The following is a 20,696-nucleotide window of genomic DNA, read 5'->3' on the forward strand; positions in this document are numbered from 1 at the left end:
GAGGCACTGATGGAAACCTTGTCCAAGGGTCAGCGCTTGCCGCTGGCCAATCTCGTTCCCGACGGCGTGCTGGAAATCGGCGTCGCCGCGCAGGGCCTGGCGCTCGACGTGGCCTGTTTCGGTCTCGATGCGGCGGGCAAATTGTCCGACGAGCGCTACATGACCTTTTTCAACCAGCCGCGCACGCCGTGCGGCGGCGTGGAAGCGCGTGCCGGCAGCGCTGGCGACACGGCTGAATTTGCCTTGCAGCTGGCGCGCTTGCCGGCCGGCATAGACCGCCTCGTCGTGACGGCGTCCATCGATGGCGGCGGCGTGATGTCGCAGCTGCAATCTGGCCACGTGCGCCTGCGGGCGGGCGGGCGCGAGCTGGCCCGCTTCGCGTTCGCGGGCAGTGATTTCGCACAGGAAAAAGCCGTCATGCTGGCTGAAATTTACCGCAAGGATGGCGGCTGGCGCTGCATGGCCGTGGGCCAGGGTTTCAATGGCGGCCTCGATGCGCTGGTGCGCCATTTCGGCGGCGAAGTCGACCAAGTCGCTCCTGCGGCGGCTTCGGCAATTCAGCAAGCGAAGATCAACCTGGAAAAGCGGGTTGAACGCGAGGCGCCGCAGCTGGTCAGCCTGGTCAAGCAGGCGGGCGTGTCGCTGCAAAAAGTGGGCCTGCTTGACCACCGCGCCAAGGTGTGTCTGTGCCTCGATATTTCCGGCTCCATGGGACGGCTATATAAGGAGGGGCTGGTACAGCGCTTTGCCGAGCGCATCCTGGCCTTGGGCTGCAAGTTCGACGACGATGGCGAGATCGACGTTTTTCTGTTTGGCAAGAACGTCCACCATCCGGCGCCGATGGCCTTGAGTAACTGCAATACCTACGTGGGCCAGGCCATACAGCGCCATCCGCTGGAAGGCGACACGCGCTATGGCGCCGCCATGCAGGCGATCCGCGCGTTTTATTTCCCGGACAAGGCCGGCGGCGAGCGCACGCGGCCCGTCGCGGCCGAGCTGCCCGTGTACGTGATGTTCGTCACCGACGGCGGCACCAGCGACCAGGCGACAACGGAGAAGCAATTGCGCTGGGCCAGCAATGAACCCATCTTCTGGCAATTCATGGGTATCGGCAAGGGGCGCAAGTCGAAAAGCAAGTTCCTCGCCGCCTTTGCCGATTCGGATTTTCCCTTCCTGGAAAAGCTCGACGAGTTGCAGGGACGCCTGGTCGACAATGCCAATTACTTTTCCGTCAGCTCGCCCGACGAGCACAGCGATGCGGAGCTGTACGATCTGCTGATGACGGAATATCCGGGCTGGCTGAAACTGGCGCGTAGCAATGGCTTGCTGAGGTAGCGTAAAGGTCATCGGATGAGGCTGTACGACCACAAGTGGAAGAGATTTGTAAATTGAAGTAAATAACAATGGTTCGCATTTGCTTTGCGCAATGGAGTCGTGGCATGCTTGAGCTGTGCCCCCACATGTGCCCTCACGCCGCGGCGTAGTGCCTCATCCGTAGCGTCTCGATTATTTTTTTAAGCAAATGCATAAAATCCTCTTTCACTGTCTGGCGGGCGGCAGCCTGCTCGTCTCGGGCGCCGCTGTCCAGGCGCAAACCGGCACCGGCGACGCCGTCGTCAAGCCCGCAGCAGCACCAGTGTCGGCCAAGGCGCCCGTCGCCGAGTCTACGCCTTCCGTCAGCGTGACGGCCGAACGTCCCACGGGCCGCATCGACCGGCAAGTCTACGACGTCAAATCCGATGTGGGCAGCAGCAACGGCACGGCGGCCGATGCGCTCAACAATGTGCCATCGGTGGCCGTCGATCCCGACGGTTCCGTGTCCTTGCGCGGCAGCAGCAATGTGCAGATATTGATCGATGGCAAGCCGTCGGCCATGCTGCAGGGCGATGCGCGCGGCGCCACCCTGAACGCCATGGCGGCCGACGATATCGAATCGGTGGAAGTGATCAACAATCCCGGTGCCCAGTTCGGCAACGAAGCCGGTGGCGGCCCGATCCTGAACCTGGTGATGCGGCGCAACCGCAAGCCGGGCGGCTTTGCCACCGTCAACGCGAATGCGGGCATCGCCGGACGCTACAACAGTTCCGTCTCCGGCAGCTACAACGAAGGGCCGTGGGGCTACCAGGGCGGCATCAATGTGCGCCATGACGGCCGCAATTCCGTTGGCGAGGTCAGCCGCGAGCGCCTGGAGCGTGGCACAGACGCCTTCGCCGCCAGCAGCCAGCAGTCCACCAGCAATGGCTTGAACGACTCGCTGGGTTTGCACGGTACGGTGAATTACAACCTGAACACCAACGACACCCTGGCCGCCAGCGTGTCGTATAACGGGCGCAGCAACGACCAGCGTTCGCTCGACCGCTACATCAATGGCGACAGCACGGGTAGCACCATCGGCGACTATGTGCGCAGTACCGTGCGCAATGGCGACAGCCGCAATTACAGCTGGGGTGCGCGCTACGACCACAAGGGCGAGTTGCCGGGCGAAACCCTCAAAATCGACCTGCGCGTGTCATCCTCGACCAACGAGAGCGACAGCGATTACGTCAATACCTACGCGGTGAAGCCCTTGAACGCCTTCGATAGCCGCGCGCGCCAGCACAGCGAGACGGGCAACCGCATTGTCGACTTCAGCGGCGACTATGAGCGTCCGCTGGCGGGCGGCACGGCCAAGCTGGGCTACAAGGTGGCCGATAACAAGAGCAGTTTCGATACTTTATATACAGACATCAACCCGGCCAACCTGGCGGAGACCATCAACCCCATGCGCAGCAACCGTTTCGAGCTCGACGAGCGCACCATCGCGCTGTACGGCTCCTACCAGATGCGCCTGACCGAGCGCTGGGGCGCGCTGGCCGGCTTGCGTGCCGAATATACGGACTTGAACGTGCGCCAGATCACGGGCGGCGTCGAGGCCGGCAACAACTACGTCAACTACATCCCCAGCCTGTTCGCCACGTATAAAGTCAGCGACGAGAGCAATTTGCGCTTCAGCTATGCGCACCGCCTGCGTCGCCCCAGCGCGGGCGACCTGAACCCGTACGTAATCTACCGCGACGAGTTCAATGTGTCGGCCGGCAATCCGAAGCTGAAACCCACGCAGACGGATTCATTCGAGATCGGCTATGAAACCAAATTGTTTGGCCTGGAAAGCAGCTTGCGCGCCTACCACCGGCGCGACACGGATGCCATCGTCGATTACCGTTACTTTATCAGCGACAATGTGCTGCTGACCACGCGCGAAAACGGCGCAGGCAGCCATTCGAGCGGCCTGGAGTTCAGCGTCAGCGGCAAGCTGACGCCATCGCTGACCCTGAACACGAGCGGCAACCTGGCGCGCAGCCAGCAGACCAGTTCCGACGACCTGGGCAACCGCAGCACGCGCACGGCGAATGCCCTGAGCGGCCGCGCGCGCCTGAATTACCAGTTCGATGCGGCGAATCAGCTGCAGCTGGCCCTGCAAATGCAGGGCAAGATGCTGTCGGGGCAGGGTTATCGCTCGCCGAACAATACCTTGAATATGAGCTGGCGCCATACGGTGACGCCGCAGCTGAGCCTGGTCATGAACGTGACCGATGTGTTCAGCAGCAACAAGATGGAAACCGTCATCAACAGCGCTTCCCTGCGCGAGACGAGCACGCGGCGCTTTGATGGACGGATGATTTATGTGGGGCTGTCGTACCGCCTGGGCGGTGCCACGTCGGCGGCGAAAGAGGGCGAGCGCGAACCGCGTTTCGGTCCGCCGGGCGGACGGGGGCCGGGTGGCCCTGGCGGTCCCGGCCCGGGTGGGCCGGGAGGCGAAGCAGGCTAGGCCGCCAGCGCGATCTCGTGCAGGAAGTAGATGAAATCGTCCGTATGGAGCTCGAAGCGCCATCCGCCCGTGCCATGTTCGGCGCGGTACACGGGCAAGTCGCCGTCGATGCTTCTTTCTTCCAGGTCCACGCAGTACGGGTCGCCGCCCGCATCGGCTATCACCACCAGCTTCGGCGGCCAGGCCGCGATTTTGCGAAGGCTCACGGCATGGACGGAGTAGCCGTGCTGGGCCTTGACCAGCTCGGCCGCGCCGTACAGGTGCAGGCCCTGGGGGAAGCGCTTGCCGTCGACATGCACGCGCAGCGGCGAATACCATTCCAGGAAGCGGCGGTAGATTTCCGGCAAGACCCAGTGCGCGTCGATCTCGGCCATGTCCGCGGCGCTGGCGAGCGTCAGCCAGTTCGACGGTTGCGCCAGGTCCTGTTCGCGCTGGCGCCGCAGCGCCAGTTTTCGCTCCAGGAAGGTGGCGGCCATTTCCAGGCGCGACAGCGGCCGGGTCAGCGTCTCATGCGTGACGGGCGCCTTGTAGCCGGCACCGTCAGGATAGCCGTCCGCTTGCCAGGCCAGCACGGCATTGAGCCGCAGCTGCTCTGCCTTCCAGTGGCCGGGATCGGACGGCAAGCCCTGGTCAAACGGCTGGCGGCTGAACACGGCCAGGCTCTTGATCGCCTTGGCGCGCACTTCCAGGCGCGTGGCGCCGGACGCTGCCAGCGCCACCAGTGGCGCATACGCCTCCACGCCTGTACTTTTCAGCAAGCCATCGACGCCCCAGTACGCCAGTGTGGGCTGCTCCAGTGCCCAGGCGAAAAAGGCCGCATGTTGACGGCCTTCCACCAGGTGCACGATATCCGCCATCAAAAAGCTGCGCCAGTGCAGCAGTTGTCCATCGCGCGCATACGCCGTCAGGATATCGAGCACGGCCAGCCGGTCGTCGGGCGCATGCTTTTTCAGCAGCCGCTCTTTCAGCCGGGCGAACTTGCTGCCATCCGTTTCGTCAAACAGCTTGCGGTGCAGGGCGGCCAGCGGTGCGACCGCCATCAGACGGCCATTGCCGCCTTGATGGGCGCATGGTGTTCATAGCCTTCCAGCGAGAAATCCGACGGCTCGATCTTTTCCAGCCATTCCGGCTCGTACTTGCCCGTCTTCGCGTAGTCGGGCACGCGCTCGGAAATGACGAAACGGGGCGCCGGGAACGGCGTGCGCTTCAATTGTTCTTCCACCATGTCGAGGTGGTTTTCATAGATGTGCGCGTCGCCGATGAAATACGTGAACCAGCGCGGCGTGTAGCCGGTCAGGCGCGCCACCAGGTGCAGCAGGGCGGCGCCTTCGGCGATGTTGAACGGCGTGCCCAGGCCGATATCGTTGCTGCGCACATATAAACACAGCGAGATTTCGCGCGTGCTGGCGTTCGGGATGAACTGGTACAGCAAGTGGCAGGCGGGCAGGGTGACGGCGTCCAGCACGGCCGGGTTCCAGCCGTGGAACAGGATGCGCCGGCTGCCCGGGTTCGTCATGATGGTATCGAGGCACTCGCGCAACTGGTCGACGGCCTTGTACAGCAGCACTTTTTGCACGCCATCCTCGACGAGGGGGGCGATCAAGGTAAAACCGTTCGCTTGCGCGTCGGCAATTTGCGCGGGCTGGTCGGCGGCCAGCAGTTTATACGCGGGCCACTGGCGCCATTGCACGCCGTACACGGGGCCCAGGTCATCCTCGCCTTCGCGGTAGGGATTGGCCAGCCATTGCGCGTTTTCATTGGCGTTCTGGTCCCATACCTTGCAGCCCAGCGCGCGGAACTCGGCCGCGTTGCGCGAGGCGCGCAAAAAGGCGCACAATTCGCCGATCACGGATTTGAAAGCCAGTTTCTTGGTCGTCACGGCAGGGAAGTTGCCGTTGGCCAAGTCGAAACGCATCATGGCGCCCGGCACGCTCAGGGTGCGGATGCCCGTGCGGTTGTCTTGCCAGCTGCCCGTTTCGAGCACGGTCTTGATCAAATCTTGATATTGCTGCATGTATTTCTCCAACGGTAAGGATGGTGATTGTAACGCAGGCGCGACAGGCGGGCTGCCGTCCGCACACATAAATGCGCTGCCGTTTCCCCTGCAAACATGACTCTGTGGTAATTTGTGTGTCCTTCAAGAAATACACAGAAACGGCAGATGCTGCACCATGTTCTTGCGACAATTTGTGAATAGTAATAACGCCGCCGTGGTGGAGATGAGCAGGGCCGACTTTCTCAAGGCTAACCTGCGCCTGATCCTGGCCTGGCCCTTGCTGGGGCTGGTCTTGTGCGCGGTACTGTGGACGGCCACCTTGCTGCAGCTGGAGGCGGAAAAGAAGGTGGCGCAGCAGCAGGCGCTCGACAGCGTGTCTTCCCTGTCGAAAGCGTATGGCCAGTATCTGCTGCGCACGCTGGAACAGATGGATCAGCTGACCTTGCAGCTCAAGTATGAGTGGGAAAATTCGCGCGGCCAGCTGCGCCTCGATCAATTGAAGACGCAGGGCATGTATGCCTTGCCGCAATTTGCCATCGTCGCCATCCTCGATCGCAAGGGCCACCCCGTGACGGCCACGGCGCCGCTGCAGCAGCTGCGCGTCAACGAGCGCAGCGATTTCCTGCTGCGCCACTGGCGCAGCAATTCCAGCGCGCTGCGCATCGCGCTGGGGAAGGCCATTGCCGCCAGCGAGGCCACGGTGCCCGGCACCGACGAAAGCCTCGTGCATTTCACGCGCCGGCTGGAAGACGAGGATGGCAATTTTGACGGCGTGCTGCTCATTTCCATTCATTCCAGCTATTTTTCCGAATTCTATAACAGTGTCAATTTTGGCAAGTTCGGCATGTCCGCCATGGTGGGCGAGGAGGGCGAGCTATTCAGCACGCGCCTCGGTGCGCGCGTGTTGCCGACACAGAACGGTGAAGGCACGCCGTTTCTCGACACCAGCTTCCTGGAAACGGAGAGCGGCGCCATGCATTCTGGCGGCAGGATCGCTTTTTCCGACAAGCAAAGCCGTTATGTAGGCTGGCAGGCGCTGAAAGCCTATCCGTTTACGGCTGTGGTCGGCCTGTCGGACGGCGAAATGCTGCACCCCTACGAAGAAACGCGCACCATATATATCGGCATCGCGCTGGCCGTCACCGTGCTGCTGCTGGCCTTTGCCGCCGTCGCCACGGTGCTGTCGCTGCGCCTGGCGTGGCGCCACCACCAGTCCGAAGGCGTGCGCAATGCCTACCGCATGGCCACCGAAGGCACGAGCGACGGCTTTTACATCATTGCCGCCCTGCGCGGCGCGGATGGCAGCATCCTCGACTTCGAGATGGTCGACTGCAACGAGCCGGGCGCCCGCTACTTCGGCGTGCGGCGTGAACAATTGCTGGGCATGCGCCTGCAGTCGCGCGCCCATGAGCCGTATTTCCGCGATCTGATCCATAACTACCGGGCCGCCATGCAGTCCGGCTTTTCCGAAGAAGAGATCGAGTTGCCAGAGGGCAACCCTTTCAAGCTGCGCTGGATACGCCGGCGCCTGGTGCGCAGCGGCGACCGCCTGGCCGTCACGCTGCAAGACATCAGCACGGCCAAGGAGCACGAACGTGACTTGCGCCGCCTGGCCAATGAAGACGGCTTGACGGGCTTGCCCAACCGCTACTGGCTGCAGCAATTCCTGCCCGGCGCCCTGGGGCGCGCCGCCATCGCGGGGCAGATGCTGGCGCTGCTGTTCATCGACCTCGATGGTTTCAAGGATATCAACGATACGCAGGGCCACGCCGAAGGCGACAAGGTGCTGCGCGCCGCCTCCTTGCGCCTGAAGGCCGTGCTGCGGCCGGGCGACCATGTGGTGCGCCTGGGCGGCGACGAATTCGTCGTCGTGCTCGACCCGGTGGAGGACGACAGCCGCGCCGAACAGGTGGCGCAGCGCATCGCCATCGCCTTCGACGAACCGTTTTACCTGGGCAGCGAACGCCACAAGATGGGCGCCTCGATCGGCATCAGCCTGTATCCGCGCGACGGCGCCGAGACGGAAGTGCTGCTGAAGAATGCCGATATCGCCATGTACGCCGTGAAAGTGGCGGGCAAGGGCCACCACCGCTTCTTCCAGCCGGAATTGTTCGAAACCATCCGCAACCGCCGCGAACTCGAGCAAAGCCTGGTGACGGCGCTGGAGCAGGACCAGTTCCTCGTCGTCTACCAGCCGCGGGTCGACGCCATGAGCGGCCAGTTGTGCAGCATGGAGGCGCTGGTGCGCTGGCACCACCCGCAGCATGGCATGGTGCCGCCGCTGGAATTCATCCCCGTGGCCGAGAGCAGCGGCCTGATTTCGCAGCTGGGCGAGGTCGTCATCGAGAAGGTCTGCCTGCAAATGGCGCGCTGGCAGGCCAGCGGGCTGGAACTGGTGCCCGTATCGATCAACGTCTCGGCGCGCCAGTTCGGCCGCGGCGACGTGCACCAGGTGCTGGCGTCCGCGCTGACGCGCCACCGCATCGATGCGCGGCTGATCGAGGTGGAAATCACGGAATCGGCCATGATGGATGAGCAGAACCGCGCCGTGGAGCAGCTGTCGGCCATCCGCGCGCTGGGCGTGCGTCTGCTGGTCGACGATTTCGGCACCGGCTATTCTTCGCTGTCGCAGCTGCAGAAGTTCGCCATGGATGGCTTGAAGATCGACCGCGCCTTCACCATGGAGCTGGGCCGTTCGGAGCAGGGCGAGGTCTTCGTGCGCGCCATCCTGTCGATGGCGCATGCGCTGGGCATGAGCGTGGTGGCCGAAGGGGTGGAGACGCGCGAGCAGCTCGACATCCTGCGCGCGCTGCAATGCAACGAAGTGCAGGGCTATTTCATTTCGCGCCCCGTGCCGGCCGAACAGATGCTGGGGCTGATGCAGCAGCGCTTTCTGATACCGCTTCCAGCCCCCGTCATACCCCCTGCAGCCCCGTGATGGGCGAGAAAAACAACGCTGTTTCATAAAAAGAGCGAACGTTCGCTTTTTTTTAAAAAATATTATATGCTTCGCTCATGCCGTCAGTGAATTGGAGTTCACGGCGGCAAGAACAGTGCAAGACGGGTGAGGTTGAGCTACCCGAGACCATGTGACGAAGACACTTCATATAATAAAGAGAGACTAACTTGAAACATAAATATCTGCCCCTCCTCATCGCTGTCGCATGCGCCGGCTTGGCTTCCACCGCCCAGGCATCGGGCTACCGTTTCGGTTCGCAAAGCGTTTCCGCCCAGGGTACGGCCGATGCCAGCGGCGCCGAAGCGGCCGACTCTTCGACCATTTTCTACAACCCGGCCGGCCTGTCGCGCCTGGAGGGCACGCAGTTCGTGGGCGGCGGCACCCTGGTGGTACCGCATTCGACGTTCCAGGACAAGGGATCCTTCAATTTCACGGGCAAGCCCACGGGCGGCACGACCAAGGACTACGTGCCGAATGCGGTCTTTGCGCCAGCCGTGTATGCCAGCAAAAAAATCGATGAGCAATGGACCGTCGGCATGGGCCTGTTCGTGCCCTACGGCGCCAAGCTCGATTACGGCAACAGCTGGAGCGGCCGCTATGCGATCACCAACATCAAGCTCGAAGCCATCGCCCTGAATCCTTCCGTTTCGTTCAAGCTGGACCAGCACCACTCGTTCGGTTTCGGTATCACGGCCGAATACATGAAGGCGGAACTGGGCCAGGCGGTGGACGTGCCGGGTACGGTCAAGGCCCTGAGCGCGAATCCGGTCATCTCGGGGGCTTTCCTGGCGAGTGTAGCTAAGGCGCAAGGCCTGGCTGCCGCGAATGCGGCCGGCATTGCACTGCAGGGCGCCAAGGATGGCCACGCCTCGATGGATGGCAACGACTGGGGTTTCGGCTTCAACTTGGGCTATCTGTACCAGATGAATGAGGGCACGCGCTTCGGTATTTCCTACCGTTCGTCGATTTCGCACAAGCTGAAAGGCGACACGATCTGGGACTTCTCGCAAGTGTCGAACAATGCGGCTGTGAATGGCTTCATCAGCGGTGCATCGGGCAAGGTCAATTCCAAGGCGCTGGTCGAACTGCGCACGCCGGAAACCGTATCGATCAACGCCTTCCACCAGATGGATGATCGTTGGGCCTTGATGGGCGACGTCACATGGACCCGCACTTCGCGTCTGCAGAACCTGGACATCCAGTTCCCGCCGACGGCCGAAGGCGCCGAGCGCATTCGCCAGAACTGGAAAGACACTTACCGCGTCTCGCTGGGTACCAACTACAAGTACAGTGAAAACCTGCTGTTGCGCGCCGGTATCGCCCACGACCAGGCACCGGTACCCAGCGCGGAACTGCGCCACCCGGCCTTGCCGGACAGCGACCGCATGCAGTATTCGGTCGGCGCGAACTGGAAGCTGAACGCCAATTCCTCGATCGACCTGGCCTACAGCTATATCGACTTCAAGGATGCTGACGTCAATTACACAAACGACTGCTCGCCGGTTAAAAAGGGTTGCACCGGCAACGGTGAAACCACCAAGGGCCTGTTCAAGACCCGCATGCAGTTGATCGGTCTCGCTTACAACTACAAGTTCTAAGCAGGTAGTGGCGGCCGACCCGGCCGCCATGAAAGGAAAAAAGCGCCTTCGGGCGCTTTTTTTTGGTGCATGGGTTTTCGGAGGTTGTCGGGTTACGCGCTGCGCGCTAACCCGACCTACCCGACCTGCGCTGCTCAGGTCCTGGCGCGCATGGCCTGGTCCAGCAAGGTCAATGCCAGCCGCACGCTGTCGTCGGGCAGTTCCAGCAACTGATCCCCCACATACCATTCCACCACGCTGTGCCCGGGCAGGGCGGCATGGCTGGCGCGGGCAAACAGCCAGATGCCGTGGTCTTGCGCCACCTGGTTGCGGATGGCGAGGGCGCGCTCGCGCGAGACGGGCAAGTGCAGGTGCAGCATGTTGGCCTGCGGCTGGGCGGGGTTGACGGCGATGTTCGGAAAGTCGCGCAGCAGGGCGTACAGCCACTGCGTGCGTTCGAAATAGCGGGGCATGGCGGCGAGGCGCGCGTCGAACTGCATGGCGGCGGCCACCACGTAGGGAGTGCGGTGCACGATGTTGCCGCCCTGGCGGTGGAACCACGCGCGCGCCCGTTCGACAAAGCCGCGGCTGCCGGCCAGCATGGCGCCACCGAGGCCGCCGATGCCCTTGTACAGCGAGACATACACGGAATCGAAGCCGTCGCAGATGGCGGGCAGCGGCTGGCCAAAACCCGCTTGCGCTTCCCACAGGCGCGCGCCGTCCATGTGCAGGTGGATATTGTGTTCGCGGCAGTGCCGCTTGATGTCGTTCAACTCATCCCAGGACGGGCACTGGCCGCCGATTTCGCGCATCGGCAGTTCGACCTGGACGGCGCCCAGCGCATCGGGCACGGCACGCAAGTCGTCCACCGTCCACGGACGCTGCGGGTCGCCGATCATCAAACCCTTGAAGTGATCGAGCAATGCATGGTTGCCACGCTCGTGGCGCAGGATGTGCGACGTGGGATGCAGCGCCACCAGGCGCGAACCCCGGTCCTGGCAAGCCAGGCGCAGGGCCGTCACCTGCGTCATGGTGCCCGTGATGCAGAACACGGCCGCCTCGAATCCCAGCAGGCTGGCGACCTTGTTTTCGAACCGTTCGATCAGCGCGCCTTCGCCATAGGTATCGTGCGCAACGTCGTTGGCCTCGCACCAGGCGGCCATGGCGGCGAAAGTGGCCGCTGGCGTGGGCTGCCGGTGGCCCGGCAGGACGGTGTGGCAGCGCTGGCGCAGCTCAAGCTCGTTCACGGTAGTTCCTTACAGGGTGGCCGTGGCCAGTTTCGCGCCGAAGCCGATGAACATGGCGCCCACGCCGCCGCCCATGCCGGCCGACAGGCGGCGGCGACGGCGGAAAGTCTCGGCCAGGCGCACGCCGACAAAGATGATGGCCGTCAGATAGCTGAAGCTGATTACCTGGCAGATCAGGCCCAGGCCGATGAAGGACAGCACGGGATTCGGGAAGACCGGGTCGACGAACTGGATGAAAAACGAGATGAAGAACAAAATGGCTTTCGGGTTCATCAGGCTGATGATCAGGGCCTTGCGGAACGGGTCGCTTTCCTTGACGGGGGCAAGTACGGCAGCCGCTTCGCCTTCAGCCGGTGCGGGCGCGCGCAGCTTGCGCCAGCAACCTATCAGCATCTGCAGGCCGATCCAGCCCAGGTAGGCCGCGCCGATGTATTTCACGACATAGAACAGGGCCGGGCTGGCCTTCAGCAGGGAGGCCACGCCGCAGGCCGACAGCACCATCAAAATCAGGTCGCCCGCGAAGATGCCGAAGGCGCCCTGGTAGGCGGGCCGCACGCCGCGCTGCGCGGCCACCGACAGCACGTACATGGAATTGGGGCCGGGCAGGATGACGATGAAGATGGTCCCCAGTAAAAAGGTCCAGAAATCGGTGATGCCCAGATTGGCGTGGAAAAGTGCGTTCATGATTATTCCGCTGGATTGAGCTGTACGTGATGGAATTGCAGGGCCGCCAGATTGGCATAAATGCCCCCGAGCGCAACCAATGAGGCGTGCGTGCCCGTCTCGACGATCTTGCCGTCTTCCATGACGATGATGCGGTCGGCCCGCTGCACGGTGGCCAGGCGGTGCGCGATGATGACCGTGGTGCGCCCCACCATGGCCGCTTCCAGCGCTTTTTGCACCAGGCGTTCCGATTCCGCGTCCAGCGCGCTGGTCGCTTCATCGAGCAGCAGCAGCGGCGGGTTTTTCAGCAGGGCGCGGGCGATGGCGATGCGCTGGCGCTGGCCGCCGGACAGGCGCACGCCCCGTTCGCCGAGGAAGGATTTGTAGCCGTTCGGCAGGCGCTCGATGAATTCGTGGGCGGCCGCCATTTTCGCGGCCGCGATCACTTCCTCGTCGCTGGCGCCGGCGCGGCCGTAGCGGATGTTTTCCATGGCGTCGGCCGAGAAGATCACGGTATCTTGCGGCACGATGCCGATGGCGTCGCGCAGGGTGTGCAGGTCGAGCTGCTTGATGTCCACGCCGTCGAGGCGGATGCTGCCGCTTTGCGGGTCATAAAAACGTAAAAACAGCTGGAACAGCGTGGTCTTGCCGGCGCCGGACGGACCCACGACGGCGACTGTTTCGCCGGCGCGGATATCGAGGCTGACGTGGTCGAGCGCGTGGGTGTCCGGGCGCGACGGATACGAAAACATGACGTCGTCCAGCGACAGCGAAGCGCCGTTCGCGGCGCGCGCGGGCAGCGGCAGTGGCGTGACAGGCGACTCGATTTCCGATTTGACGGCCATCAATTCCAGCAGGCGCTCGGTGGCGCCGGCGGCGCGCTGCGCTTCGCCCATCACTTCAGACAAGGCGCCGATGGCGCCGGCCACGATGGATGCGTACAGGATAAACTGGCCCAGATCGCCGCCCGTCATCGAGCCTTCCAGCACGGCGCGCGCGCCCAGCCACAGGACGAAGACGATGGTGCCGAAGACCAGCAGAATCGCGATCATCGTCAGCAGGGCGCGGGCGCGGATGCGGCGCATGGCCGTCATGAAGGCGCCTTCGACGGAGTCGCCAAAGCGTTTCGATTCGATTTTTTCGTGCGTAAATGCCTGCACGGTGGGCATGGCGTTGAGGATTTCGCCGGCCATGGCCGAGGCGTCGGCGATGCGGTCCTGCGAATCGCGCGACAGCTTGCGCACGCGACGGCCAAACACGATGATGGGCACGACGACGAGAATCAAGAGGCCGATGATGATGCCGGCCAGCTTGGCGCTGGTGACGAACAGCATCACCAGGCCACCGAGGAACAGCAGCACGTTGCGCAGCGCCATCGAGATGCTGGTGCCAACCACGGCCTGGATCAGGGTCGTGTCGGTGGTGATGCGCGACAGGACTTCGCCCGTCTGCGTGGTTTCAAAGAAGGCGGGGCTTTGCGTGACGACGTGGCGGTACACGGCGCTGCGGATGTCGGCCGTGACGCGCTCGCCCAGCCACGACACCGTATAAAAGCGCGCCGCCGTGGCCAGCGCCAGGATGGACGCCACGCCGAACAGGGCGAGGAAGACCAGGTCGACATGCTGGATGCTTTTCGAGCCGGCCGCGCCGCCGAAGCCCAGGTCGATCATCTGCTTGAACGCGGCGGGGATGGCCAGGGTCGAGGCGGCGGCCACCACCAGCGCGATACCGGCCAGGAAGAACTGCTTGCGGTACGGCGTCAAAAAGGGCATCAAACCCTTGAAGGCGGCCAGGCTGCCTTTCTTCAGTTCGCGGCTGGTGCCGGTGTCGGGGGACGGTGTGGTTGCGGTGGTACTCGTGCTGCCTGTTTCTATGCTGGTTGTCATTGTTTTTCGCTTTGATTTACATATACGGTAGTGCTTACAACTTCATCGGCTGGACATAGCCCGTCATTTCCAGGTAGGCGCGCCCCACGGGCTGGCCATCGCGCTCCACCGTCACGGCGCCTTCCCAGTACACGGCGCCTGTCGAACGGCGCGAATCGAGTTCCTGGTCGGCTTGCAGCGGCTTGATTTGCCAGCGCGTGGAGCCAGTGCGGATCTCGGTGGCGACCGGGTATTCGGCCTGCGTGCGGGGCGAGCGCCACAGCTGCGTGGGCGTGAAATCGACCTCGCCGGGCGCGAACTGCGTCATCTTGCCGGACGCATCGCGCCATGTCGCGTGCGCCCATAGTTTAGCACCTGTCTTGCTGCGGATCTGGAAGGCCATCAGCGCGCCGCCGTCAGCGAGGTTGGCGCCTATCCAGTTCCAGCCGCTGGCGTCCGCATCGAGCACCTGGCTCGACCACTCGTGATCGAGCCAGGTGGCGCCCGTCACGGTTTCCGGCTTGCCGCCTGCGCGGGTGATGGTGCCCGTGGTACGCAGCTGCGGCTCGCTGTAGTAGTAGCTCGATTGCGCGGGCCGCGCGCCCTTGCGCGAGTAGCCGCCAACGCCCTGCAGCAGCACGGCCTGCGTGGGCGTCAGGACCAGCTGCAAATTAAAATCGCGCGCGGCCAGGCTGACCTGGTAAGTGCCGTCCGCTTGCCGCCGCATGCGCCAGTCGTCGAGTTTGACGTCCGTGTCGCCCACCTTGGCGTAAGCCAGGCCGAAACCCTCGCGCGCGCTTTTTTCGTCATGCAGCAGCTTGCCCACCTTCGGGTCGGACAGGGCCGCATGGCCGATGATCAGCTGCTTCGGCGCGAAGGCGCTGGGGTTGTCTGCATCGGCGGCCGTGGCGCTGCGAAAGAAGGTCACCTGGTAGCCCAGTTGTTCGCCGCCGGCGGTCTTGACCCATCCCGTGGCGTACCACCATTCCGTTTTATACGCGGGATGGGCGCCGAAATCGTGCGGCAGTCGCAGGGTCTGGCCGGCCGGCAGCGGTGTGACGGGGGCGAAGGCGGGCGGCGCGGCGATGGCGGCGGCGCTGCAGAACAATAATAAACAAGTCAAACGGCGCATTACCAGTCCTCCCTGACGGCGCGGATGGGGCCAGCGGACAGCGCCTGGCGCCCCGCGATAAGGGCAGTGAGGGCGGCCGCCGTCAACAGGGCGGCGGCCACGCTGGCGATCAGGGGCCAGGGCAGGTGCAGTTGCATGGTCCAGTGGAACGATTGCGGGTTGACGATGAAGACCAGCACAAAGCTGATCAACAGGCCCAGAACAAAACCGGTGGCGATGCCCAGCGCCGTCAGCGCGCCGCCTTCCAGCGCCAGGATGGACAAGATCTGGCCGCGCGTCACGCCCACGTGGCGCAGCATGCCGAATTCACGCGCGCGCGCCAGGGTTTGCGCGGAAAACGTGGCGGCCACGCCGAACAGGCCGATGACGATGGCGATCGCTTCCAATAAATACGTGACGGCGAAGCTGCGGTCGAAGATTTGCAGGCTCAAAGCGCGGATGGCCGAGGGGTTCGACACTTCCAGGCTGGCGCCAAACGGTAGCGCCTTCAGGCGCTGCTGCAGTTGCTCGCCCGTGGCGTCCTTGGCCAGCCACAGGGCCGCGTCGCTGACATCCATGTCACCGGTCAGCGCGCGGTAGTCGCCCAGCGGCATCTGGATGGCGCCGGAAGAGCGCGCATAGTCGCGCCAGATGCCGGCGACAAAGAACTGGTGCAAGCCGCCCGCCAGCGGCAGCGCTATCTGCTGCCCAGGCTTGACGTTGTACAGGTCGGCCGCCGCCTCGGACAGCCACACGGGTTTCGCGCCATCGGGCACGGCTAATGTCTCGCCCACCAGCACCATGCTCTTGCCCGGATCGGCCAGGTTGACGGGGCGCGCCAGCAGCATCACGTTCGGGCGGTCGGGCGCCAGCGACAGCGAGCGCAGGCGCTGGAAATCCACCCTGGCCACGCCGGGCAGGGCGGTGATGGCGGCTTGTTCGCGCGGGTTCAGGCCTGCCGTGCCGCCGCTGGCGGTCGTGCGCGTATACACGTCGGCCGGCAAGATCTGCAGCAGCCAGTCGTCGACGGAGACGCGGAAACTCGACACCATGATGGCCATCGCCACCATCAGGCTAAAGCTCGACAGCACGCCACCGAGCGCGATGCCGGCCTGGCCCGAGGCGTTCGCCAGGCGGGACAGGGTCAGGCTGCGCACGGGCGCGTGTTGGCTCGCGTCCGTGCGCAGCCAGGCGCGCTGCAGCAAGCGGAAGACCACGGCCGCCAGTTGCGGCATCAGGGCGATGGCGCCGATCAGCAGCAGCGCGATGGACAGATAGCCGAACAGGGGCAGCTCGAACACGGGCGGCAGCAGGGTCAATGCGCCGGCCAGCAGCAAACAAGCCAGCGCGGGCCAGGTTTTCGCCAGGCGTGTCGTCACGACTTCCTCGCTGCCCGATTTCAGGGCGATGGCGGGGGCCGCGCGCGCCGCTTCCAGCGCGGGCGCGGCGCAGCCCAGCAAGGCCACGCCGAGGCCGAGCGCAAAATACACGAAGGCGGCGACGGGCGTGAATTGCACCTGCGGCTGCACGCCCGCGAAATAACCGGCGCCCAGGTCGCCGCCGAAAAAGCGCAGGGCGACAGCGGCCAGGCCAAAGCCGCCGGCGATGCCCAGGGCAGCGCCGACCACGCCCAGGCTGGCGCCTTCGAGCAGCACCTGGCGCAGCAATTGTCCCCGCTCCATGCCCAGCACGCGCAGCAGCGCGAACTGGCCGCGGCGGCGGATGACGGACAGCGCTTGCGTGGAAAACACCAAAAAGGCGCCCGTAAACAGGGCCACCAGGGCCAGCACCGTCAGGTTGACCCGGTAGGCGCGGCTGAGGTTATTGTTGCGGCTATTCTGGTTCTCGTCATTCGGCTGGCCCACCTGGAAACGGCCCGGATACTGCGCTTCCAGTGCGCGAGAGAGATCCGCCTGGAAGGCGTCGCGGTTGACGCCCTGGCGCAGTTTCAAGTCGATGCGCGACAGCTTGCCCAGTTTGTTGAAGCGCCACTGCGCCGCGCCGATATCCATTACGGCGATGCGCTGGCCGGCGCGCGCGCGCTGCAGCGAACCGGCCACGCGCAGCCGCACCTGGCCCGTGCCCGATTGCAGGGCAATCGTGTCGCCCTGCGCCACACCGAGCCAGCGCAAGGCGGCCGGCGATAAAAAGAGGGCGTCGTCGGCCAGTGTGTCGAAAGGCTGGCCTTCGGCGGGCGCGCCGATCAGGTCGGGCGAGATGAAGCCGGCGCGGAAGACGTCGAGCGCCAGGATGTGCAGCGGGCCGCCGTCCTTGCCGGCGCGGCCGGCCACTGCGGCTTGCAGGTCCAGCACGGGCGAGGCCATGGCCACGCCGTCGCGCTGCGCCAGCCATGGATAGATGCTTTCATCGAACAGCGCTTCGCGCCCGGCCACCTGCACATCGGCCTGGCCGGACAGGCTTTTCACGGCCGTGGAAAATTCATTGAAGGCGGCCGCGTTGATCAAATGGATGGCAAAGCCCAGCGACACGCCGATGGCGATGGCCAGGATGGCGACGAAGGCGCGCACGGGATGCGCGCGCCATTCGCCCAGCAGCAGCCAGCGCGACAGCAGGCGCATCGTCGCCGGGCTGGCCAGCGGCGCACTCAATTCAGGCATTCGACGGCCAGGCGTTCGCCGGCGCGCCGCGCTTTCAGTTGCGCCGCGTCGCGGTTCTTGTCGCCCGCGCCGACGGCGTCTTGCGCCGCCCATTTTTGCTCCAGCCGCAGCTGGGCGCAATGCTTGTCATGTGTTTCTTTCTGCCTGGCGGCCCGTTCGCGCGCCTGGTCTGCCAGATTTTCCTGCTTCTTGCGTGCCGCCTCCAGTTGGCTGGCCACCCGTTGCTGGCGCGTGGCCGCGCCCTTGTCGACGGCAGGCGGGGGCGAGGGGATTTCCAGGATCTGCAGCTGGCCGCCCGTGCAGGGCGCGGCGCTGTAGCTGGTCTGGCCATCCTGCACGCATTTGTAGATGTCTTGCGCGCTGGCGGAACCGGTCAGCAAGGCCATGAGCAGGAGATACGACGGCTTCACAATATCTTCCCCGGATTCATGATGTTCTGCGGGTCCAGCGCCTGCTTCACGGCGCGCATCAGCTGCAGTTCCAGCGGCGACTTGTAGCGGGCCAGGTCATCCTTCTTCAGGGCGCCGATGCCGTGTTCGGCCGAAATCGAACCACCAAAAGCGTGCACCTGGTCGTGCACGATGCGGTTGATGGCGTCCTGGTTGGCCAGGAAGTCGCGATCCGTCATGCCGGCTGGCGGCGCCACGTTGTAATGCAGGTTGCCGTCGCCCAGGTGGCCGAAGCACACGAGCTGGCAGCCGGGGAAAGCGCTTTCCAGGGCCACGTCCGTGACGGCGATGAAGTCGGCGATGCGGGAAATGGGCAGCGAGATATCGTGCTTGATGTTCTTGCCCGCCTGCGCCTGCGCCAGCGGAATGTGTTCGCGCAGCTGCCACAGGCCTTCGGACTGCGCCACGGAACTGGCGACGACGGCATCCTCGATCAACTCGTCTTCCAGGGCCGCGCCGATGCTCGCTTCGAGCAATTCCACGGCATGCGCCTCGGACTGGCTGCTCGACAGTTCGAGCAGCACATATTGGCCATGCGGCTCGGCGAAAGGACGCGGCAGCTGGGGGAACTGCTGCGCCACCAGTTGCAGACAATACTGCGACATCAGTTCAAAACCCGTCAGGCTGGCGCCGCAATGGTCCTGCATCAGGCTTAATAAACGCAGGGCGTGGGCAGGCGAGGGCATGGCGGCCAGCGCCGTGATGCAGGCTTTCGGCTGCGGATACAGTTTCATCACCGCGCCGGTAATGACCCCCAGGGTGCCCTCGGCGCCGATGTACAGGTCGCGCAGATCGTAGCCGGTATTGTCCTTGCGCAGGCCGCGCAAGCCGCTCCAGATCTCGCCCTGCGGCGTGACCACTTCCAGGCCCAGGCACAGCTCGCGCGTATTGCCGTAGCGCAGCACGGCCGTGCCGCCCGCGTTCGTCGCCAAATTCCCCCCGATGGTGCAGCTGCCCTCGGCCGCCAGCGACAACGGGAACAGACAGCCGGCGGCGCTGGCCGCTTCCTGGATGGTTTGCAAAATGCAGCCCGCGTCCACCGTGATGGTGCGGTTGACGGGGTCGAGTGCGCGGATGCCGTTCAGGCGCGCCAGCGACAGCACGACGGCCGTGCCGGCAGCGTCCGGGATGCTGCCCAGGACCAGGCCCGTATTGCCGCCCTGCGGCACGACGGGAATCCGCCATTGCGCGCACGCGCGCAGCACGCCGGCCACTTCGTCGACCGTGGCGGGGCGCAGCACAGCCAGGGCCTTGCCGGTAAACCTGTCGCGCCAGTCGGTGAGGAAGGGCGCCATGTCGGCGTCCAGGGTGAGTACATAGGTGTCGCCCACCAGGTCGCGGCAGGCGGCGAGGAAATCGGTTTGGCCAGTCATTTCTTGATGCTCACTTTATTCACTTTTTCCAGAAGCTCTTTGGCCATGCGCTTGGCGGCCTTTTTATACGGGCGCAGATACAGCACGGCGCAGGCAAAATAGATGCAGACGATGGCCGCCTCGCCCCAGGCCATGATGGCCGAGGTGGGGTTCGTGTCGCTGTAGCCGCGCACCACGCCCTCTGTAAAATACAGCAGGATCACCATCGACGACCATTGCAGGGTGTACACGTCGCGCTTGATGACGCCGTACAGGGGAATGAGCAGGGGCGCCGCCTTCAGGACGACCCAGGAGCCGCCCGGCTGCAGCGGCGCGACGACGGTTTCCCACAGCAGGCACCAGACGATCAGGGTGACGAGGCTGGCGATGGCGCCCCAGTGAAAATACTTGTGCAGTGTGCCGTGCATCATGCGCCTGCCAGTTTCGCGGCGTTTTCCGCCAGGCGCCGGCCCAGGGCGATGGCCAGGCGCTTTTCATCGTCGCTCAAGGCCTTGTCGCCGTCGATGCCCGACCAGTGCGTGGCGCCATACGGCGAGCCACCCGTGGACGTCGTCATCAGTTCGGGATGCGTGTAGGGCAGGCCCATGACCAGCATGCCGTGGTGGAAAAGGGGGATCATCATCGACAGCAGGGTCGATTCCTGGCCGCCGTGCAGGCTGCCCGTGGACGTGAACACGCAGGCGGGCTTGCCGGACAGGCTGCCGGCCAGCCAGTCGCTGGCCGTGCCATCCCAGAAGTACTTCATGGCGGCGGCCATGTTGCCGAAGCGCGTGGGCGACCCCAGGGCCAGGCCCGCGCAGTCCTGCAAGTCTTCCAGTTCCACATAAGGAGCGCCATCAGGCGGGACTTCCGGCGCCGTCGCTTCGGCCACCGTCGAGACGGCGGGCACGGTGCGCAGGCGCGCGTCGCAGCCAGGCACGCTTTCCACTCCCTGGGCTATCAACTCGGCCAGCTGGCGCGTGGCGCCATGGCGTGAATAAAACAATACGAGAATAATCAGATTGGTTGGCTTCATCATTGGTATTATAGG

15 protein-coding genes are annotated in these 20,696 nt (G+C 64.3%); 4 read left to right on the top strand and 11 right to left on the bottom strand.

Going from position 1 to position 20,696, the window contains the following annotated elements; translation table 11 throughout:
- Window positions 1-9: 9 nt before the first annotated feature.
- Window positions 10-1,335 (top strand): VWA domain-containing protein, encoded by a 1,326-nt coding sequence (locus KY494_RS00455; protein WP_219889443.1) that lies wholly within the window; start codon window positions 10-12, stop codon window positions 1,333-1,335.
- A gap of 187 nt (window positions 1,336-1,522) precedes the next feature.
- On the top strand, window positions 1,523-3,808 hold the full coding sequence (locus KY494_RS00460) for an outer membrane beta-barrel family protein (protein ID WP_219889444.1): 2,286 nt from the start codon (window positions 1,523-1,525) through the stop codon (window positions 3,806-3,808).
- Here KY494_RS00460 and KY494_RS00465 read toward each other — a convergent pair.
- Complete coding sequence (locus KY494_RS00465) at window positions 3,805-4,848, bottom strand: SMI1/KNR4 family protein (RefSeq protein ID WP_219889445.1); 1,044 nt, start codon at window positions 4,846-4,848, stop codon at window positions 3,805-3,807. The genes KY494_RS00460 and KY494_RS00465 overlap by 4 nt on opposite strands.
- The gene (locus KY494_RS00470) at window positions 4,848-5,822 is read right to left on the bottom strand and encodes a thymidylate synthase (RefSeq protein ID WP_219889446.1); all 975 of its coding nucleotides are present in this window, start codon (window positions 5,820-5,822) and stop codon (window positions 4,848-4,850) included. The genes KY494_RS00465 and KY494_RS00470 overlap by 1 nt, the downstream gene beginning before the upstream one ends.
- A gap of 175 nt (window positions 5,823-5,997) precedes the next feature.
- Between KY494_RS00470 and KY494_RS00475 the strand changes: the two genes are divergently transcribed.
- Together KY494_RS00475 and KY494_RS00480 are read left to right on the top strand one after the other, a co-directional pair.
- On the top strand, window positions 5,998-8,742 hold the full coding sequence (locus KY494_RS00475) for an EAL domain-containing protein (protein ID WP_258194567.1): 2,745 nt from the start codon (window positions 5,998-6,000) through the stop codon (window positions 8,740-8,742).
- Window positions 8,743-8,978: 236 nt separating this feature from the next.
- Window positions 8,979-10,361: an OmpP1/FadL family transporter gene (locus tag KY494_RS00480; protein WP_258194568.1), complete on the top strand. Its 1,383-nt coding sequence runs from the start codon at window positions 8,979-8,981 to the stop codon at window positions 10,359-10,361.
- 134 nt (window positions 10,362-10,495) lie between these two features.
- Here the strand turns inward: KY494_RS00480 and KY494_RS00485 are convergent, their stop codons facing one another.
- The 9 genes from KY494_RS00485 to wrbA are packed head-to-tail and all read right to left on the bottom strand — an operon-like array spanning window position 10,496 to window position 20,681.
- Window positions 10,496-11,587, bottom strand: coding sequence for a low specificity L-threonine aldolase (locus KY494_RS00485; protein ID WP_219889449.1), 1,092 nt, complete (start codon window positions 11,585-11,587; stop codon window positions 10,496-10,498).
- 9 nt (window positions 11,588-11,596) lie between these two features.
- The gene (leuE, locus tag KY494_RS00490) at window positions 11,597-12,271 is read right to left on the bottom strand and encodes a leucine efflux protein LeuE (protein ID WP_219889450.1); all 675 of its coding nucleotides are present in this window, start codon (window positions 12,269-12,271) and stop codon (window positions 11,597-11,599) included.
- Between the two features lie 2 nt (window positions 12,272-12,273).
- A complete protein-coding gene (locus KY494_RS00495; protein WP_219889451.1) occupies window positions 12,274-14,136 on the bottom strand; it encodes an ABC transporter transmembrane domain-containing protein in 1,863 nt (620 codons plus the stop codon).
- Window positions 14,137-14,170: 34 nt separating this feature from the next.
- Window positions 14,171-15,247, bottom strand: a complete 1,077-nt coding sequence (locus tag KY494_RS00500) for a carotenoid 1,2-hydratase (protein WP_219889452.1) — start codon at window positions 15,245-15,247, stop codon at window positions 14,171-14,173.
- Complete coding sequence (locus KY494_RS00505) at window positions 15,247-17,844, bottom strand: FtsX-like permease family protein (protein ID WP_219889453.1); 2,598 nt, start codon at window positions 17,842-17,844, stop codon at window positions 15,247-15,249. Before KY494_RS00505 ends, KY494_RS00500 begins: the two co-directional genes overlap by 1 nt.
- Window positions 17,832-18,254 (bottom strand): DUF4124 domain-containing protein, encoded by a 423-nt coding sequence (locus KY494_RS00510; RefSeq protein ID WP_219889454.1) that lies wholly within the window; start codon window positions 18,252-18,254, stop codon window positions 17,832-17,834. The genes KY494_RS00505 and KY494_RS00510 overlap by 13 nt, the downstream gene beginning before the upstream one ends.
- Entirely contained in the window at window positions 18,251-19,666 is a 1,416-nt protein-coding gene (locus tag KY494_RS00515; protein WP_219889455.1) for an FAD-binding oxidoreductase, read from the bottom strand. The genes KY494_RS00510 and KY494_RS00515 overlap by 4 nt, the downstream gene beginning before the upstream one ends.
- Window positions 19,663-20,073: a DUF2069 domain-containing protein gene (locus KY494_RS00520; protein WP_219891420.1), complete on the bottom strand. Its 411-nt coding sequence runs from the start codon at window positions 20,071-20,073 to the stop codon at window positions 19,663-19,665. The genes KY494_RS00515 and KY494_RS00520 overlap by 4 nt, the downstream gene beginning before the upstream one ends.
- On the bottom strand, window positions 20,073-20,681 hold the full coding sequence (wrbA, locus tag KY494_RS00525) for an NAD(P)H:quinone oxidoreductase (protein WP_219891421.1): 609 nt from the start codon (window positions 20,679-20,681) through the stop codon (window positions 20,073-20,075). Before wrbA ends, KY494_RS00520 begins: the two co-directional genes overlap by 1 nt.
- Window positions 20,682-20,696: the final 15 nt, after the last annotated feature.

The sequence above is a fragment of the Janthinobacterium sp. PAMC25594 genome (assembly GCF_019443505.1).
Classification (GTDB): Bacteria; Pseudomonadota; Gammaproteobacteria; order Burkholderiales; family Burkholderiaceae_D; genus Janthinobacterium.

Coding starts and splice junctions, on each gene's coding strand:
- KY494_RS00455 (WP_219889443.1), top strand. CDS start 10: ATGGAAACCTTGTCCAAGGGTCAGCGCTTGCCGCTGGCCAATCTCGTT.
- KY494_RS00460 (WP_219889444.1), top strand. CDS start 1,523: ATGCATAAAATCCTCTTTCACTGTCTGGCGGGCGGCAGCCTGCTCGTC.
- KY494_RS00465 (WP_219889445.1), bottom strand. CDS start 4,848: ATGGCGGTCGCACCGCTGGCCGCCCTGCACCGCAAGCTGTTTGACGAA.
- KY494_RS00470 (WP_219889446.1), bottom strand. CDS start 5,822: ATGCAGCAATATCAAGATTTGATCAAGACCGTGCTCGAAACGGGCAGC.
- leuE (WP_219889450.1), bottom strand. CDS start 12,271: ATGAACGCACTTTTCCACGCCAATCTGGGCATCACCGATTTCTGGACC.
- KY494_RS00495 (WP_219889451.1), bottom strand. CDS start 14,136: ATGACAACCAGCATAGAAACAGGCAGCACGAGTACCACCGCAACCACA.
- KY494_RS00500 (WP_219889452.1), bottom strand. CDS start 15,247: ATGCGCCGTTTGACTTGTTTATTATTGTTCTGCAGCGCCGCCGCCATC.
- KY494_RS00505 (WP_219889453.1), bottom strand. CDS start 17,844: ATGCCTGAATTGAGTGCGCCGCTGGCCAGCCCGGCGACGATGCGCCTG.
- KY494_RS00515 (WP_219889455.1), bottom strand. CDS start 19,666: ATGACTGGCCAAACCGATTTCCTCGCCGCCTGCCGCGACCTGGTGGGC.
- KY494_RS00520 (WP_219891420.1), bottom strand. CDS start 20,073: ATGCACGGCACACTGCACAAGTATTTTCACTGGGGCGCCATCGCCAGC.
- wrbA (WP_219891421.1), bottom strand. CDS start 20,681: ATGAAGCCAACCAATCTGATTATTCTCGTATTGTTTTATTCACGCCAT.